This window comes from Amycolatopsis heterodermiae (assembly GCF_034929455.1).
GTDB lineage: Bacteria > Actinomycetota > Actinomycetes > Mycobacteriales > Pseudonocardiaceae > Amycolatopsis > Amycolatopsis heterodermiae.
This window is the reverse complement of sequence record NZ_JAYFSI010000015.1, coordinates 115752-132132: the sequence shown is the minus strand read 5'-3', so window position 1 is coordinate 132132 and position 16381 is coordinate 115752. Positions and strand designations below refer to the sequence as shown.

General features: G+C 71.9%; 18 protein-coding genes. 8 read left to right on the top strand and 10 right to left on the bottom strand.

Annotated features, from left to right (window positions below; translation table 11 throughout):
• Positions 1–54: 54 nt before the first annotated feature.
• Both VA596_RS43130 and VA596_RS43125 read right to left on the bottom strand, forming a co-directional pair.
• A complete protein-coding gene (locus VA596_RS43130; protein ID WP_323335590.1) occupies positions 55–963 on the bottom strand; it encodes an XRE family transcriptional regulator in 909 nt (302 codons plus the stop codon).
• 52 nt (positions 964–1015) lie between these two features.
• The gene (locus VA596_RS43125) at positions 1016–2245 is read right to left on the bottom strand and encodes a CynX/NimT family MFS transporter (RefSeq protein ID WP_323335588.1); all 1230 of its coding nucleotides are present in this window, start codon (positions 2243–2245) and stop codon (positions 1016–1018) included.
• A gap of 49 nt (positions 2246–2294) precedes the next feature.
• Here VA596_RS43125 and VA596_RS43120 point away from each other — a divergent pair, with 49 nt between their 5' ends.
• The 5 genes from VA596_RS43120 to VA596_RS43100 all read left to right on the top strand — a co-directional run bounded on the left by VA596_RS43120 (position 2295) and on the right by VA596_RS43100 (position 6260).
• Positions 2295–2978, top strand: coding sequence for a FadR/GntR family transcriptional regulator (locus VA596_RS43120; protein ID WP_323335586.1), 684 nt, complete (start codon positions 2295–2297; stop codon positions 2976–2978).
• Positions 2979–3070: 92 nt separating this feature from the next.
• On the top strand, positions 3071–3562 hold the full coding sequence (locus VA596_RS43115) for a toxin-antitoxin system HicB family antitoxin (protein ID WP_323335585.1): 492 nt from the start codon (positions 3071–3073) through the stop codon (positions 3560–3562).
• Positions 3563–3631: 69 nt separating this feature from the next.
• Positions 3632–4474, top strand: coding sequence for a DUF4097 family beta strand repeat-containing protein (locus tag VA596_RS43110; RefSeq protein WP_323335583.1), 843 nt, complete (start codon positions 3632–3634; stop codon positions 4472–4474).
• A gap of 26 nt (positions 4475–4500) precedes the next feature.
• Positions 4501–5457, top strand: a complete 957-nt coding sequence (locus VA596_RS43105; RefSeq protein ID WP_323335581.1) for an ATP-binding cassette domain-containing protein — start codon at positions 4501–4503, stop codon at positions 5455–5457.
• Positions 5457–6260, top strand: a complete 804-nt coding sequence (locus tag VA596_RS43100; RefSeq protein ID WP_323335579.1) for an ABC transporter permease — start codon at positions 5457–5459, stop codon at positions 6258–6260. Before VA596_RS43105 ends, VA596_RS43100 begins: the two co-directional genes overlap by 1 nt.
• Before the next feature lie 241 nt (positions 6261–6501).
• On the opposite strand, the gene map is transcribed toward VA596_RS43100, so the two are convergent.
• The 3 genes from map to VA596_RS43085 all read right to left on the bottom strand — a co-directional run bounded on the left by map (position 6502) and on the right by VA596_RS43085 (position 10095).
• Positions 6502–7359, bottom strand: coding sequence for a type I methionyl aminopeptidase (gene map, locus VA596_RS43095; RefSeq protein WP_323335578.1), 858 nt, complete (start codon positions 7357–7359; stop codon positions 6502–6504).
• 23 nt (positions 7360–7382) lie between these two features.
• Positions 7383–9179: a penicillin-binding transpeptidase domain-containing protein gene (locus VA596_RS43090; RefSeq protein ID WP_323335576.1), complete on the bottom strand. Its 1797-nt coding sequence runs from the start codon at positions 9177–9179 to the stop codon at positions 7383–7385.
• A 61-nt stretch (positions 9180–9240) separates the two neighbouring features.
• On the bottom strand, positions 9241–10095 hold the full coding sequence (locus VA596_RS43085; protein ID WP_323335575.1) for a GNAT family N-acetyltransferase: 855 nt from the start codon (positions 10093–10095) through the stop codon (positions 9241–9243).
• A 100-nt stretch (positions 10096–10195) separates the two neighbouring features.
• On the opposite strand from VA596_RS43085, the gene VA596_RS43080 reads away from it, so the two are divergent.
• A complete protein-coding gene (locus tag VA596_RS43080) occupies positions 10196–10402 on the top strand; it encodes a DUF4177 domain-containing protein (protein WP_323335573.1) in 207 nt (68 codons plus the stop codon).
• A 399-nt stretch (positions 10403–10801) separates the two neighbouring features.
• Here the strand turns inward: VA596_RS43080 and VA596_RS43075 are convergent, their stop codons facing one another.
• Together VA596_RS43075 and VA596_RS43070 are read right to left on the bottom strand one after the other, a co-directional pair.
• The gene (locus tag VA596_RS43075; protein WP_323335572.1) at positions 10802–11194 is read right to left on the bottom strand and encodes a VOC family protein; all 393 of its coding nucleotides are present in this window, start codon (positions 11192–11194) and stop codon (positions 10802–10804) included.
• On the bottom strand, positions 11191–11997 hold the full coding sequence (locus VA596_RS43070) for a helix-turn-helix domain-containing protein (RefSeq protein WP_323335571.1): 807 nt from the start codon (positions 11995–11997) through the stop codon (positions 11191–11193). The genes VA596_RS43075 and VA596_RS43070 overlap by 4 nt, the downstream gene beginning before the upstream one ends.
• Before the next feature lie 82 nt (positions 11998–12079).
• Between VA596_RS43070 and VA596_RS43065 the strand changes: the two genes are divergently transcribed.
• Entirely contained in the window at positions 12080–12334 is a 255-nt protein-coding gene (locus VA596_RS43065; RefSeq protein ID WP_247062465.1) for a hypothetical protein, read from the top strand.
• A gap of 5 nt (positions 12335–12339) precedes the next feature.
• Here VA596_RS43065 and ispG read toward each other — a convergent pair whose 3' ends face one another.
• The 3 genes from ispG to dxr form a co-directional block, all read right to left on the bottom strand.
• On the bottom strand, positions 12340–13491 hold the full coding sequence (gene ispG, locus VA596_RS43060; protein ID WP_247062463.1) for a flavodoxin-dependent (E)-4-hydroxy-3-methylbut-2-enyl-diphosphate synthase: 1152 nt from the start codon (positions 13489–13491) through the stop codon (positions 12340–12342).
• Positions 13492–13609: 118 nt separating this feature from the next.
• The gene (locus VA596_RS43055) at positions 13610–14824 is read right to left on the bottom strand and encodes a M50 family metallopeptidase (RefSeq protein ID WP_323335569.1); all 1215 of its coding nucleotides are present in this window, start codon (positions 14822–14824) and stop codon (positions 13610–13612) included.
• 3 nt (positions 14825–14827) lie between these two features.
• Positions 14828–16030 (bottom strand): 1-deoxy-D-xylulose-5-phosphate reductoisomerase, encoded by a 1203-nt coding sequence (gene dxr / locus VA596_RS43050; RefSeq protein ID WP_323335567.1) that lies wholly within the window; start codon positions 16028–16030, stop codon positions 14828–14830.
• Positions 16031–16125: 95 nt separating this feature from the next.
• Here dxr and VA596_RS43045 point away from each other — a divergent pair, with 95 nt between their 5' ends.
• Positions 16126–16380, top strand: coding sequence for a DUF2631 domain-containing protein (locus VA596_RS43045; protein ID WP_323335566.1), 255 nt, complete (start codon positions 16126–16128; stop codon positions 16378–16380).
• The last annotated feature ends 1 nt before the right edge of the window (position 16381 follow it).

The following is a 16381-nucleotide window of genomic DNA, read 5'->3' as shown; positions in this document are numbered from 1 at the left end:
GCAAACGGTAGATCGCCGGAAACACCGAATTGAAGATCCGCAGGGCCTTAACAGTTAACTGGTGTCCCATTCCCAGTCGAAACCGTAACGGCCGGGGCCGAAGCTGAGCGCGACCCCGTGCACCGCACCGGATTCCGGGACGACGTCGGCGTATTCGGCCGGCTGCCCGTCCCGTTCGACGAAACGACGGCACACCGGGGGCACCGCGGCCGGGTCGAAGCGGATTTCCACCACGTATTCGCGGACCGGGAGCCGGAACTTCCGTTCGTAGTTCGTGGCCAGCGGGTGCGGCGCGCGGTTCACGAGCGTGTGCTCGGTGATCACCGTTTCGCCGCGGACGAGCGGACGGCCGAAGAGCAGCTCGACGACGAGCAGGCCGTCCTCCGGCTTGTGCACGCTGCGCCCGGCGTGGCAGCCCCGCAGCGACCGCACCTCCGGCAGCGGCCGGTCGTGCTCGTCGAGGTGCAGGATGACCACCCAGCGGTCCGGGCCGTCCGCCTCGGCGCGCAGCACCTGCCGTGAATGGAACGCCAGCTCCTCCCGATCCGGCCCGACCGTGACGACGTCGTGCTGGCTGATCCGGGTCAGCCGCTCGTCCCACCGGGTGTCCACATCGGACACCGCGGCGTCGATGCGCCCGCCGTCCGGCCAGAACCGGCCGATCTCGGCGGCCGCGGACCGGCGCGGCCGGGGCGAGCCGAGCAGCGCGACGAGCGAACCCGGCGGCACGTCGAGGACGACTTCGAGCTGCCGCACCCCGCGCACCGAGTCCCGCCGCTGCGGGCGGCTGCGGCCGGACTGCCAGTAGCTCAACGTCGCCGTCGTGACCGAGACGCCGCGGGCGTGCAGGTGTTCGCGCAGGCGGTCGAGGCTCAGCCCGCGGGCACGGATCGCCGCGCGCAGGGCCGCGTCGAACGGGCCGGTGCGCAGCAACGTCCCGAGGGCCGGCGACGGAACCGCCATCGGCCGATCTTAAGCCGCCGAACCGCCGCGAACCGGCATTAACTGTTAAGAATCAGACGAACCGGTGCCGCCCGGCGAGCGCACCGAAGACCATCTGCACCACGAGCAGGCCCAGCAGCATCGCCAGCGGGACCGTCCAGCCGCCCGCGGCGTCGTGCAGCAGGCCGAACAGGAACGGGCCGAGCGCGGCGAACAGGTAGCCGAAGCCCTGCGCCATCCCGGACAGCCGGGCGGTGTCGGCGCCGGTCTTCGCCCGCAGCGCGATGACCGTCAAGGCGAGCGAGAAGACGCTCATCCCCAGGCCGATCAGCAGGCTCCACAGCAGCGGCGACCACGCCGGGGCGAGCATCAGCCCCGCCGTGCCGGCGACGCCGAACAGGCCGAAGAGCACGATCCACCCGCCCTGGCCGCGCTGCCGGGCGGCCATCGGCGCCACGACCAGGCTGATCGGCACCGCGATCAGCGAGACCAGGCCGAACAGCAGGCCTGCGTGGTCACGCGACACGCCGGCGTCCATCAGCACCTGCGGGAACCAGCCCATCGCCGCGTAGGCGTAGAAGGCCTGGAGGCCGAAGAAGACCGTGACAACCCAGGCCAGCCGGTTGCGCAGCAGCGAACGGCCGCCCTCGGCCGCTTCGGTGTGACGCGGTGCCCGGCCGGTGCCGCGGGCTGCGAGAATCCACGCGGCGAGCGCGACGACGGCCACCACCGCCCAGCTGCCCAGCGCCGGGCGCCAGCCGCCGAACGCGTCGCCCAGCTGCGGGGTCACGGCCGACCCGAGCGCACCACCGCCCTGCAGAGCGGCGGTGTAGACGCCGGTCATCAGGCCGATGCGCGCCGGGAAGGAGCCCTTGATGACGACCGGGATGAGCACGTTGATCAGGGCGATCCCGGCTGTGGCCACGAGCGTCCCGCCGAGCACGACGTACGGGCCGTCGAGCACGCGCAGCACCAGCCCGGCCGCGAGCGCGCTCAGGGCGACCGCGATGGCGGCGCCGATCCCGGCGCGGCGGGCGAGCAGCGGCGCGGCGAGCCCGGCGCCGGCGAAGCAGAGCGTCGGCAACGTGGTCAGCACACCCGCCCAGAGCACGGAAGCACCCAGGCCGGCGCGCATTTCGGCGAGCATCGGGCCGACGCCGGTGATGGCCGGACGCAGGTTGAGCGCCGTCAGCACCACGGCGACCGCGAGCAGCGCGCCGCCGGCGACCACGCCGGGCGTGCGCGTCTCGATCGCGCCGTCCAGTTCGGGTTCGAGTGCTGATTCACGGGATTCGACGGGCATACCAGCTACTATCGCATACGTAGGATGATTGGATGAAGGGATAACTCCTGTGCCTCTGGCCACCACCCGGCGGGCAGGCCTCGTCGACCAGGTCATCGACCAGCTGCGGACCGCGGTCACGCAGGGCGAATGGCCCATCGGCGAGCGCATTCCCACCGAGGTCGAGCTGGGCGAACAGCTCGGCGTCGGCCGCAACACCATCCGCGAGGCCGTGCGCGCGCTCGCGCACACCGGCATCCTCGAGGTCCGCCAGGGCGACGGCACCTACGTGCGCGCGACCAGCGAGGTCTCCGGCGCGATCCGCCGGCTGTGCGGCGACGAGCTGCGCGAGGTCCTGCAGGTCCGGCGCACCCTCGAGGTCGAGGGCGCCCGGCTCGCCGCGGCCGAGCGGACCGACGAGGACGTCGCCGAGCTGCGCGCGCTGCTGGCCCGCCGCGACGTCGAACTGCAGGAAGGCCGCTGGCCGGACTTCGCGCGCACCGACGCGGAGTTCCACTGCGCGGTCGTCCGCAGCAGCCACAACGGCCTGCTCACCGAGCTGTACCGCGGGCTGACCGAGGTCATCACGGCGAGCGTCGCGGCGACGTCCAGCATCACGCCCGGCGCCGGGCACATGCCCGAGATCGGCCACGAAGGCCTCGCGGACGCCATCGCCGACCGCGACGCGGACCGGGCCGCGGCCGAGGCCTGCGGGTTCCTGGACGAGCTGCTGTCCCGGATCGAAACGGCCTGAGCTGGGCTTTTACCTGATCTGGCACCACCGGCGACCCCTAAGGGTGCCAATTCAGGGTTGTCGTGGTGCCACGATGGCGCCATAGTTGTGCCATGGACCTGACGCCCTTCGTGGACGAACTCCGGCGGGAGCTCGCGGTCGCCGCCGAAGCGGCGGGCGAAGAAGCCGTCGCCCTCGCCGAGCGGCTCACCGCGCCGCTCGAGTCGGCGATCCGGCTGACCCTGCTCGACGCGCTTTCGGCCGCGGCCGACGAGATCACCCGCGACCTCGCCCCCGGCTCCGTCGAGGTGCGCCTCCGCCGCCGCGACGCCGAGTTCGCGGTCTCGGTGCCCACGGCACCCGAGCCGGAACCCCAGGAGACGCCCGCGCCGCCCCTGGAACCCGACGACGGTGCGGTCGCCCGGATCAACCTCCGCCTGCCCGAACAGCTCAAGCAGCGGGTCGAGGAGGCGGCGGCCCGGGAGCGGATCTCGACCAACGCCTGGCTCGTCCGGGCGGCGAGCGCCGGGCTCGGGCCCGACAAGAGCGCCCCGCGGCGCCGCAACTCGCTCTACGGCGACAACTACACCGGCTGGGTCCGGTAACCACCGCTCTTTCCCTTCACGTCTCCGACCTGCGGAGACGCCACCGACGCACCCCAGGAGGGCGCAGCCATGCCCGTTTTCGCTACCCCCGAACCGATCACCGCGACCATCGACGCCAGCGCCGCCGACGTCCGGATCGCCGCGAGCGACCGCGACGACACCGTCGTCGAGATCCTCCCGGTCGACCCGCACGACCGCGACGACGTCGCCGCCGTCAAGAAGACCCAGGTCGAGTTCTCCGACGGCGCCCTGCTCGTCAAGGGCCCGAAGTACTACACGAAGCTCTTCGGCAAGGGCGGCTCGATCGTCGTCACGGTGGAGCTGCCCTCCGGCTCCCGGATCCGCGGCACCACCGCGATGGGCGACTTCCGGGCCACCGGGTCGCTCGGCGACTGCCGGTTCAAGACGTCGATGGGCAACCTGCACCTCGAGCGGACGACCCGGCTGGAGGCCGTCACCGCGCTCGGCGACGTCACCGTCGAGCACGCGTCCGACCACGCCGAGCTCAGCACCGGCACCGGCGACCTGCGGATCCGCGAGATCGACGGCTCGGCCGTGCTGAAGAACTCCAGCGGCGAGACCCGGATCGGCACCGTGACCGGCGACCTGCGGGTCAACTCGGCCAACGGCGACATCCTCGTCGACGTCGCGCACACGGCCGTGAACGCCAAGACGGCCGCCGGCGACGTCCGGATCGGCGAGGTCATCCGCGACTCCGTCGTGCTCGAGACCGCGGTCGGCGAGATCGAGGTCGGCATCCGCGAGGGCAGCGCCGCCTGGCTGACCCTCAACTCGCTCACCGGCCGGGTGCACAACTCGCTCACCGCGGCCGACGGTCCCGGGCAGACCGACGAGACCGTCGAGGTCCGCGCCCGCTCCTACACCGGCGACATCGTCGTCCGCCGGGCCTGAAACCGTTGACACTGAAGGGGATTCCGATGTCAGACGCCATCGTGGCCGAAGGGCTCGTCAAGAAGTACGGCAGCGTGACCGCGCTCGACGGCATGTCGCTGACGGTGCCGGAGGGCACCGTGCTCGGTGTGCTCGGGCCGAACGGCGCCGGCAAGACCACCACCGTCCAGATCCTCACCACCCTGCAGAAGCCGGACGCGGGCCACGCGACGGTCGCCGGGTTCGACGTCGTGCGGGACGCGCACGAGCTGCGTACGCACATCGGCGCGTCGGGGCAGTACGCCGCCGTCGACGAGCACCTGACCGGGGCCGAGAACCTCGAGATGGTCGGGCGGCTCTACCACCTGGGCACCAAGCGGGCCAAGGCCCGCGGCCGGGAGCTGCTGGCCCGGTTCAGCCTCGAGGACGCCGCCGACCGGCCGGTGCGGACGTACTCCGGCGGCATGCGGCGCCGGCTCGACCTGGCCGGGGCGCTCGTCGCGAACCCGCCGGTGCTGTTCCTCGACGAGCCCACCACCGGGCTCGACCCGCGGGCCCGCACCGAGCTGTGGGACGTCATCACCGAGCTGGTCGCGAGCGGTACGACGCTGCTGCTGACCACGCAGTACCTGGAGGAGGCCGACCGGCTCGCCGACAGCATCGCCGTCGTCGACCACGGGCGCGTGATCGCCCGCGGCACCGCCGACGAGCTCAAGGACCTCGTCGGCGGCGAACGGATCGAGCTGACCGTCGGCACGCACGCCGACGTCGCGACCGCGCGGCGGACGCTGGCCCGGCTGGCCAGCGGCGAGCCGCAGGCCGAGGCGTTCCAGCTCACCGTGCCCGTGACCCACGGCGCGAAAGCGCTTACCGAGGCCCTCGCCCTGCTGGCCGCGGAAGGGGTCGAGGTCCGCGAGGTCGGCGTCCGCCGTCCCACTCTCGACGACGTTTTCCTCACTCTCACCGGCCACGAGGTGGCCGAGACCGCGAAGGAGGCCGTGTGATGAACGCGGTGCAGATGGCCGTGACCGACGGCGTGACGATCGCCAAGCGCAACTCGATCAAGATCTTCCGGTCGCTGGACCTGCTCGGGTCCATCGTGTTCATCCCGGTGATGTTCGTGCTGCTCTTCGGGTACGTGTTCGGCAGCGTGATCGACATCCCCGGCATGTCGTACCGCGAGTTCATGCTGCCGGGGATCTTCACCCTCGCCGTGGCGATGGGCAGCATCGTCACCGGCTACGGGCTGACCGACGACCTGCAGAAGGGCATCATCGACCGGTTCCGCTCGCTGCCGATGTCGCCGGCCGCGGTGCTGATCGGGCGGACGACCGCCGACCTGATCCTCAACGTGGCGAGCCTGCTGATCATGGGCCTGGTCGGCCTGCTGGTCGGCTGGCGCATCCACACCGGCGTCTTCGAGGCACTGGGCGGCGTGCTCCTGCTGCTCGCGTTCGCCTACGCGCTGTCGTGGGTGATGGGGACGATCGGGCTGGCCGTGCGCAAGCCCGAGGTGTTCAACAACGTCTCGAGCATCGCGATCTTCCCGCTGACGTTCCTGGCCAACACGTTCGTCGACAGCGGCCGCCTGCCGGGCCCGCTGCGCGCGATCGCCGACTGGAACCCGATCTCGGCGATCACCCAGGCGGCCCGGGAGCTGTTCGGCAACACGAGCGCGGCGATGCCGGCCCACGACGTCTGGCCGATGCAGCACGCGGTGCTGGCGTCGGTGCTGTGGATCGCGGTGCTGCTGGCGGTGTTCGTGCCGCTTTCGGTGCGCTGCTACCAGAAGGCGACCAGCAGCTGAGCCCGGCGAACGGCCCTTCCTCGCCTCGGCGTGGAAGGGCCGTTTCGTGTCGTCGCGGGGATCACGCGTGTCGGCGTTCCGATCACGCGTGTCGACCTTTCAAGCACAGAGACTCGTTTCGGCGCCCGGGATTTCCGGATGGACCCGGTGATCCGGAAGCCGACACGCGTGATTGCCGAGTCGACACGCGTGATCAGAGGGTCGACTCGCGTGATTGGCGAGTCGACACGATGTCGGTGCGTCAGGGCAGGGTGAGGATCTCGGCGCCGTCCGCCGTGACCACCAGGGTGTGCTCGAACTGGGCCGTCCACTTCTTGTCCTTCGTGGTTACGGTCCAGTCGTCCGGCCAGATGTCGTAGTCGATGGTGCCGAGGGTGATCATCGGCTCGATCGTGAAGGTCATGCCCTCCTCGATCACCGTCTCCACCGAGGGCTCCTCGTAGTGCAGCACCGTCGGCGCGGTGTGGAACGACGGGCCGACGCCGTGGCCGGTGAAGTCGCGGACGACGCCGTAGCCGAAGCGCTTGGCGTACGCCTCGATGACCCGGCCGATCACGTTGAGCCGGCGGCCGGGGCGGACCGCCTTGATCGAGCGCAGCGTCGCCTCGCGGGTGCGCTCCACCAGCAGGCGGACCTCCTCGGAGACGTCGCCCGCCAGGAACGTCGCGTTCGTGTCGCCGTGGACGCCGCCGATGAACGCGGTGACGTCGATGTTGCAGATGTCGCCGTCCTCGAGCACCGTCGAGTCCGGGATGCCGTGGCAGATGACCTCGTTGAGCGAGGTGCAGCACGACTTCGGGAAACCGCGGTAGCCCAGCGTCGAAGGGTAGGCGTGGTGGTCGAGCAGGAACTCGTGGACCACCTTGTCGATGTCGTCGGTCGTCGCGCCCGGCTTGACGGCCTTGCCGCCCTCCTCCAGCGCCTGCGCCGCGATCCGGCTCGCGACCCGCATCGCCTCGATCACCTCGGGCGTGCGTACGCCGTTGCCGGTGTCCCTCTTCGGCGCCGGCTTGTCCACGTATTCGGGACGGGCGATGGAACTGGGGACGTCACGGCGCGGCGTTTGGACGCCGGGCACCAGCGGGGCACGAACGGACATGCCTCCACCTTACGACGGCAACGTCAGCCGATCCCCGCCAGGAACCGGTGCGCGGCCTGAACCGCCGGTTTGGACGATCCCGCGCCGGTCAGCAGCACCGCGAACGCCAGGTCGCCGCGGTAGCCGACGAACCAGCCGTGGGAGTGGGAGCCGTCGCCGAACTGGGCGGTGCCGGTCTTGCCCGCGACGTCCGGGATGTCCCGCAGCCCGGTCGCGGTCCCCGACGTGACGACCTCGCGCATCATCCCGCGCAGCGCGTCCAGCACGTCCTGGGACGGCGCGTCGCCGACGTTCTGCGCCGTCGCGGGCCGCCCCTTCACCAGCGACGGCGTCGGCACCTTCCCGGCCTGCACGGTCGCGGCGACCAGGGCCATGCCGAACGGGCTCGTCACCACCGTGCCCTGGCCGAAGCCGTTCTCCGCGCGCTGGACGGCCGAGTCGGTGGCCGGGACCGCGCCGGTGACCGTGGTCAGGCCGGGGACGACGAAGTCCGCGCCGATGCCGAACGACCGGGCCGTGTCGGTCAGCGCCGATCCCGAAAGCCCGGACGCGAGCCGGGCGAACGTGGTGTTGCAGGACTTCGCGAACGCCGTCTTCAACGGGACCCGGCCCAGGTCGAACCGGCCTTCGTTGGGTACGACGCGGTTCTCGATCGTCGTGGTGCCGGGGCAGTCGACCGGACTGCCGGCCTCGACGTCGCCGTCCGCCAGCGCGGCCGCGGCGGTGATGATCTTGAACGTCGACCCCGGCGGGAAGCGCCCGGCCAGCGCCAGCGAGCCTTCGGCGTCGGCCTCCTCGTTCTGCGCCACGGCCAGGATGTCCCCGCTCGAGGGCTGGATCGCCACCAGCGCGGCCGGGAACCCGGCGGTCTCGAGGGCCTTCTCGGCGGCGGCCTGGACCCTCGCGCTGAGCGTGCTGGTGATCGCGGGCCCCGGCTTCGGCGGCTCGGCCTGCAGCTCGGACACCTCGCCGCCGGTGACGTCCTGGGTGACGATCCGCCAGCCCGCCGCCCCCGCCAGCTCCTGCTCGACCAGCGCGCGGATGGCCGGCAGCACCTGCGCCCCGGACCCGCGCGTCACCGGCAGCAGCCGCTCCTGGGCGGCGAACCGGACGCCGGGCAGGTCGTAGATCACCGGCTTGACCCGCTGGTAGTCCCCGGCGCGCAGGGTGATCACCGGGAAGGTGCTGCCGGGCTTGGTCTTGCCCATCCCGTCCAGCAGCGCCCGGCCGGTCACCGACGGCTCGTACCGGTGCAGCGCGGCGGCGAGCGACTTGGCCACCGCGCTCGCGTCGCCGGTCTTCTGCGGGTCGACGACCACCCCGATCACGGTCTGCGGGCGCATCAGCGGCACGCCGTCGCGGTCGAGGACCGGCGCGGTCTCCGGCAGCTGCGGCAGCACGCCGAGGGTCTGGCCGACCGCGAGCTGCGGGTGCACGACCGTCGGCTGCCAGTGCACCTGCCAGCCGCTCTCGGCCGCGCGCAGCTGGGCGTCGGCGCGGTAGGTCCAGGTGCGGCCGTGCGGGAGGTGCCAGGTGAGCTGGTAGCCGGCCGTGACGGTGTCCCCGTCGGCCGGCTCCTTCACCTCTTCGTCCTCGACGTCGAGGGACTCCGGGTCGAGGGCGGCGCGGACCTGCGTCAGCACGGTCTTCGCGGCGTCCGGCGAGTCGGTGTCCGCCGCCGCGGCGGCGACGTCACCCGAGGCGACGGCGTCCAGGAACGCCGAGAGGGCGTCCTCCGGACCGTCACCCGAACAGCCGGCCGCGGTCGAGGCGGCGAGCAGCAGGACCGCGAGCACGGCACCGCTTCGACGTGCGCTCATGGCGGGATGATGCCCTGGTCAGAGCTTTGCAGCGGGGCCGAAACGCCGCCACGGAAGAGTGCTAGAACAGCACCGTCGCGTACTGGCCGACCTGCTGGAAGCCGATCTTGCGGTAGGCCGCGAGCGCGGGCTTGTTGTAGCCGTTGACGTACAGGCTCGCGGTGCGGCCGAGGCCGCGCACGAGCCGGGTCACCACGGCGGCCGTGCCGGCGGTGCCGAGGCCGGAACCGCGGCGCTCGGGGTGCACCCAGACACCCTGGATCTGCCCGACGGTCGCCGACATCGCGCCGATCTCGGCCTTGAACACGACCTCGCCGTGCTCGAACCGGGCGAACGCGCGCCCGGCGGCGATCAGCTCGGTCACGCGGGCGCGGTAGCTGGCGCCGCCGTCGCCGCTGCGAGGGTCGACGCCGACCTCTTCAATGAACATCTTGACGGCGGCGGGCAGGTAGCGCTCGAGCTCGTCCGGGCGGACCGCGCGGACGGCCGGGTCGGCCTTGACGATCGGCAGCGTGTCCAGCGCCATCAGCGGCTGGTCGTCGCGCACCTCGCGGGCCGGGCCCCACTCGTCGGAGAGCTCCTCCCACAGGCCGAGGACCTGCTCGGCCGGGCCGACCAGCGACGAGCACGTCCGCTGCCGGCGCAGCGCGCGGTCGGCGAAGGAGCGCAACGCGGGCGCGTTGCCGCGCAGGGGGATCAGGTTGGGGCCGGAGAAGCACAGCCCCTGGAGCCGCCCGGCGCGGACCGGGCGGTTGTCGGCGGCCCAGAGCTCACCACCGAGCCGCCAGGGATCGAGGCCCGCGGCCTCCACCCTGGCACTGACCATGCAGCTGCCCACCGGGTCGGCGGCGAGCGCGGCACGGACCGCCGGATAGTCCCGATCATCGAGCAGCCGTGCACCTGCAAGCCGCAACACGGGCTCCAGGGTGCCAGATGAACAGCCGAAACGGAACGCGAGCCCCTAGACACGCTCAGATGAACAGCCGGGGTCCGGCGTTCCGGGCAGAATCGGGCTCATGCAGCGCTACACGTACAAGGTCGTCGAGGTCCGCGAGAAGCTCCTGGGCGGCAAGATGTCCGGGGACAAGCTCGAGAAGCTGCTCAACGACCACGCCGCCGACGGATGGCAGCTGAAGGCCATCACGTCGGCGGAGGTCAAGGGCCGGGTCGGCCCGGGCGGCGTCGACGGCCTGCTCGTCACCTTCGAACGCCCGGTCCAGTAGCTCAGGGCGCGCCGCGGTAGGTGCCGAAGCAGCCGCGACCGATCGCCGCCCTGCGAGATAGGGCCCAGGCGGCCGGGTTCGACCGGCCGCTGTGGGCGCGGCCGGGTTCAGCCAGGCCACCATGGGCACAGCCAGAGGATTCAGCCGACCGCCACGAGCACGGCCGGGTTCGACCAGCCGGCCACGGGCGCACGGCGGTTACCGGCGCCGACACGCGGTGGCGAGGCCGGCGAGGCACCCGGGGGCAGGCAGTCGCTTCCGGCAGTGGCCACGCCGGCCGGTGCGAGCCGGGGATCCGGCCCGGCCATGGCTTGCCGCGAGCGCGGAACCCGGCCGGAGCGAGGGCGCCCGGGGCAAGCCATCCGCCGTCGCCCCGGGCTGCCGCGCCACCGGGGTCGGTCAGGGGGCGCCGCGGTAGGTGCCGAACGTCCAGGCGTTGCCTTCGGGGTCGCGCAGGCTGAACGTGTGCGAGCCGTAGTCGGTGTCGGTCAGTTCGGCGGTGATCTCGGCGCCGGCGGCCTTCGCCTGGGCGTGGACGTCGTCGACGCGGTCGGTCACCACGTAGACCGCGCCGGTGCCGGGCTTCATCGCGTCGTGGACGCCGTCGGGCGGGCGGACGCTGCCGAGCATCACAGCGCCGCCTTCGGGCCAGCGCAGCTCGGCGTGGGCGATCAGGTCGCCTTCGGGCACGACCAGTGCCTCGGTGAAGCCCAGGACGTCGACGAGGAAGCGGACCGCGGCCGGGGCGTCGTCGTAGCGGAGGGCGGGCCAGACGTTCGGTGCTGGAGTCATGCCGTCGAGTCTTGCCCGGCGGTGACCTGCTCGTCTTGGAGGAACGGGAGCTCCTCGGCGATCCACGTGCCCGGCGTGCACCCGGCCAGCGCCCGCCACTCGTTGCTCAGGTGCGCCTGGTCGTAGAACCCGCACTCGACGGCGAGGGCGGCCAGGTCGGTGTGCCCCCGGCGCAGCAGCCGCCCGGCCCGCTCGAACCGCAGCACCCGCGCGGCCTGCTTCGGCGCCAGCCCCAGCTCCGTCCGGAAGCGCTCGCCGAGGTGGCGCCGGCTCCAGCCGACCACACCGGCGAGGTCCGCGACGCGCACCTGCCCGTCGGCCCCGCGCATCCGGCGCCACGCCTCCCCCAGCTCCGGCGGCGGCTGCCGCGGGTCCACCGCCCGCGCGGCCAGGACGTCGTCGAGCAGCGCGAACCGCTCGGGCCAGGAAGGCAGCTCCCGCAGCCGGTCCGGGAGGTCGCCGAGGCCGAACTCGGCCAGGTCCACGACGTCCCCGCTCAGCTCGGCCGCCGTGACGCCGAGCAGGGTGCGCACGCCCAGCGGGTCGAGCTCGAGCTGGAGACCCTCCTGCGTCCGGTCCTGCTCGATCAGCACCGCGCTGGTGTGCAGCCCGCCGACCAGGGCCTGCAGCCGGTGCCCGGCCATCCGGACCGGCCCGGCCAGGCTGATGACGAGCGTCACGTACCGGGACGGCAGCCCGCGGTGCACGGCGAGGGTGACGTCGTCCTGCGCGTACCCGATGTAGCGCGTGACCAGGGGCCGCACCACCGGGTGCGGCTCGCCGACGGCCCAGCCCGCGCTCACGAATGCCAGCGTAAACGTCACCACCGGCGGTTCCGGTTTCTGCTAACACGGAAGGGCGTCCCCCACCGCGGAAGGAACCCCGATGACGATCCAGGAGCAGGCGCAGCAGCTGGAGCTGCTGGCCGACCAGGTGCCGACCGGCATCGCGCTCGCGACGAAGAGCGATCTCGAAGACCTGCAGGCCCAGGTCATGGGCCTGCTCGGGGAGACGTCGACCGCGACCGCGATCCAGGGCTCGATCCAGCTCGCGTCACAGCAGATCGACGAGGTCGCGGCGGCGCTGGAGAACGTGCGGCTGCAGATCCGCGACGCCGCCCAGCACCACCTGCAGGGTTAGCGGCCTCAGCCGGCGGTGACGACCGGTGCGCCCTCGCCGAGGCCTTCGCCCGCCTCTTCGGCGATGCGCATGGCCTCCTCGATCAGCGTCTCGACGATCGCGTGCTCGGGCACGGTCTTGATGACCTCGCCCTTGACGAAGATCTGGCCCTTGCCGTTGCCGGACGCGACGCCGAGGTCGGCCTCGCGGGCCTCACCCGGGCCGTTGACGACGCAGCCCATGACGGCCACGCGCAGCGGGATCTCCATCCCCTCGAGACCGGCGGTGACCTGCTCGGCGAGGGTGTAGACGTCGACCTGCGCGCGCCCGCACGACGGGCACGACACGATCTCCAGCTTCCGCTGCTTCAGGTTCAGCGACTGCAGGATCTGGATGCCGACCTTGACCTCTTCGACCGGCGGCGCGGACAGCGACACCCGGATCGTGTCGCCGATCCCCTGCCGCAGCAGCGCACCGAACGCCACCGCCGACTTGATCGTGCCCTGGAACGCCGGGCCGGCCTCGGTGACCCCGAGGTGCAGCGGGTAGTCGCACTGCTCGGCCAGCAGCTCGTAAGCACGGACCATGACCACCGGGTCGTTGTGCTTGACCGAGATCTTGATGTCGTGGAAGTCGTGCTCGGCGAACAGCGACGCCTCCCACAACGCCGACTCCGCCAGCGCCTCCGGCGTGGCCTTGCCGTACTTGTCCATGATCCGCTTGTCCAGCGAACCGGCGTTGACGCCGATCCGGATCGGGGTGCCGTGGTCCTTCGCGGCCTGCGCGATCTCCTTGACCTGGTCGTCGAACTTGCGGATGTTGCCCGGGTTCACGCGCACCGCGGCGCAGCCGGCCTCGATCGCGGCGAAGACGTACTTCGGCTGGAAGTGGATGTCGGCGATCACCGGGATCTGCGACTTGCGCGCGATCGCGGGCAGCGCCTCGGCGTCGTCGGCCGACGGGCAGGCCACGCGGACGATGTCGCAGCCCGCGGCGGTCAGCTCGGCGATCTGCTGCAGGGTCGCGTTGACGTCGGAGGTGAGCGTCGTCGTCATCGACTGGACGGAGATCGGGAAGTCGCTGCCGACGCCGACCGAGCCCACCTGGAGCTGGCGGGTCTTGCGGCGCTCGGAGAGGACGGGCGGGGGCAGGGCGGGCATACCGAGTGCGACGGTCACGCTTTCCAGCGTACCTACCCCGAGTGGACGACCTACACCAAGTCAACCGTCACGGTGAGCAGTATTACGGCGTGTGCCGCACGCCACGGAGGGGCCGGAACCCCTCCGTGGCGAGGCGCTACTGCAAGCGAATCGGGTTGACGATGTCCGCCGTCACCGTGAGTAGGGTCACCGCACCGCCGATGAGCACCAGGACCATCGTGATCCCGGACAGCCGCGTGTAGTCGACGGGCCCGCCGGCCACCTTGCCCCGCCGGGCGCGCAGCCAGTCGCGGACGCGCTCGTACCAGACGACCGCGATGTGCCCGCCGTCGAGCGGGAGCAGCGGCAGCAGGTTGAACACGCCGATGAAGAAGTTCAGGCTGGCCAGCAGGAAGAAGAACAGCACCCAGATGCCCCGCTCGACGGCCTCGCCGCCGATCCGGCTCGCGCCGACGACGCTGACCGGGGTGTTCGGGTCGCGTTCCCCGCCGAAGATCGCGGAGACGACCGCCGGGATGCGCTCGGGGAACTGGACGAGCCGCTGCGCCGTCTCGGCGAACATCGTGCCGGTGAAGCTGAACGTGGCGCCGATCGCGGCGACCGGGCCGTACTGCGTGGTGACCGCCGGCTGCACCGGCGACGCGCCGATCATGCCGACGTCGCGGACGCCCGTGCTGGTCAGGCGCTGCACCTTCGGCACGTCGACGATGAGCGCCAGGTTCTGCCCGTTCCGGACGACGTCGAACTCGGTCCGCCCGCTGGTGGCCTGCACGGCGGCGAGCATCTCGGTCCAGCTCGCGACCGGCTTGCCGCCGACCGAGAGGATCTTGTCGCCGGGCATGAGCCCGGCTTCCTGCGCCGGGCGCGGGGTGCCCGGCGGGCAGCTGGTGTCCTGGACCTGCTGCTCGGTCGTCGCCGAGCGCGCACAGGAGGTCGAGGCCAGCACCGGCGAGGTGTCGACGGGAGTCAGGTTCGGCAGCCCCATCGTGACGGCCATGAGGTAGAGCACCACGAAGCCGAGGATGAAGTGCGTGATCGACCCGGCGCTCATCACGACGGTGCGCTTCCAGGTCTTGAACCGCCACATCGCGCGGGGCGCCTCTTCGGGCGTCACCTCGTCGAGCGCGGTCATGCCGGCGATGTCGCAGAACCCGCCGAGCGGGATCCACTTCAGGCCGTATTCGGTCTCCCCGCGGCGCCAGGAGAACACCGTGGGCCCGAAGCCCACGAAGTACCGCCGGACCTTCATGCCGAAGGCCTTCGCGGTGACCATGTGACCGGCTTCGTGCAACGCGACGGAGACGCAGATCCCCAGCGCGAAGAGCACCACACCGATGATGTAGGCGAGCACCCGCTACTTCCCCTCGATGATCGAACCGGCCCGGGCGCGAGCCCAGCGCTCGGCCGCGAGAACGTCCTCGACGTCGCGTGGTTCGCGACGCCATTCGTCGGCGGCTCCCACCACCTCGGAAACAGTGTCCACTATCGACGTGAAGCGGGTGTTCTGCGCCAGGAACGCGGCGACGAGCTCTTCGTTCGCGGCGTTGTAGACGGCGGGCAGGCAGCCACCCGCCGTGCCGCAGTGCCGGGCGAGCTCGACGGCCGGGAAGGCCTCGTCGTCCAGCGGCTCGAAAGTCCAGGTCGCGGCCTTGTCCCAGGTGCACGCGGCGGCGGCGTCGGGCACCCGGTCGGGCCAGTGCAGGGCGAGCGCGATCGGCAGCCGCATGTCCGGCGGGCTGGCCTGGGCGATCGTCGAGCCGTCGGTGAAGGTCACCATCGAGTGCACGATCGACTGAGGGTGCACGGTGACGTCGATCCGCTCCGGCGGGATGCCGAACAGCAGGGCGGCTTCGATCAGCTCGAGCCCCTTGTTGACCAGCGTGGCCGAGTTGATGGTGATGAGCGGGCCCATCGACCAGGTCGGGTGCGCCATCGCCTGCTCGACGGTGACGTCGGCCAGCTCGGCGCGCTTGCGGCCGCGGAACGGGCCGCCGGACGCGGTGAGCACGAGCCGGGCCACCTCGCTTTCGCGGCCGGCACGCAGGGCCTGCGCGATCGCCGAGTGCTCGGAGTCGACCGGCACGAGCTGCCCCGGCTTGGCCGCGGCGAGCACCAGCGGCCCGCCGGCGATCAGCGACTCCTTGTTGGCCAGGGCGAGGGTGGCGCCGGTGGCGAGCGCCTTGAGGGTTGGTTCGAGGCCGCGGGAGCCCGGGAGCGCGTTGAGGACGGTGTCGACGCGGACGGCGTCGATCAGCTCGGTGACCGCGTCCGAACCCGCGAAGAGGCGCGGGAGCTTGAAGTCGCCCCGGGAGTAGCCGCGCTTCTGCGCTTCGGCGTACAGCGCGAGCTGCAGGTCTTCGGCGGCCGTGGCCTTCGTCACGGCGACGGCCTCGACGCCGTGCGCGAGCGCCTGCGCGGCCAGCGCCGCCGGATCGGCGCCGCCCGCGGCGATCCCGGCCACCCGGAACAGGTGCGGGTTGCGCGCCGCGACGTCGAGGGCCTGCACTCCGATGGACCCGGTCGAGCCGAGCACGAGGACGCTTCGCGAGGTAGTCATCGCGGGCCATTGTCGCGCGGGCCGTCTCCGCGGCGCACGCGGAGGTGTGGGATCATCGCGGGGTACGTGGTTCATGGGTCTTGAGGGAGTTCATCGTGGCAGGCAAGGCGGTCGAGAAGCGGCCCGAGGTCGACCCCCGCGACGAGCCGTCCGCGGACTGGGGCTGGCACGGCTCCTTCCCGAGGGGCACCCGGATCGCCGGCTGGGTCAGCGCGGTCATCCTGCTCGTGATGATCAAGGGCAACCACGAGAACAACACCGAGAACGTCTGGCTGGTCGGCCTGGCGGCGTTCCTCGTCCTGCTGCTGGTCCTCGACATCCGCAAGCGCCGCACGGCCTGGCGCAAGTAGT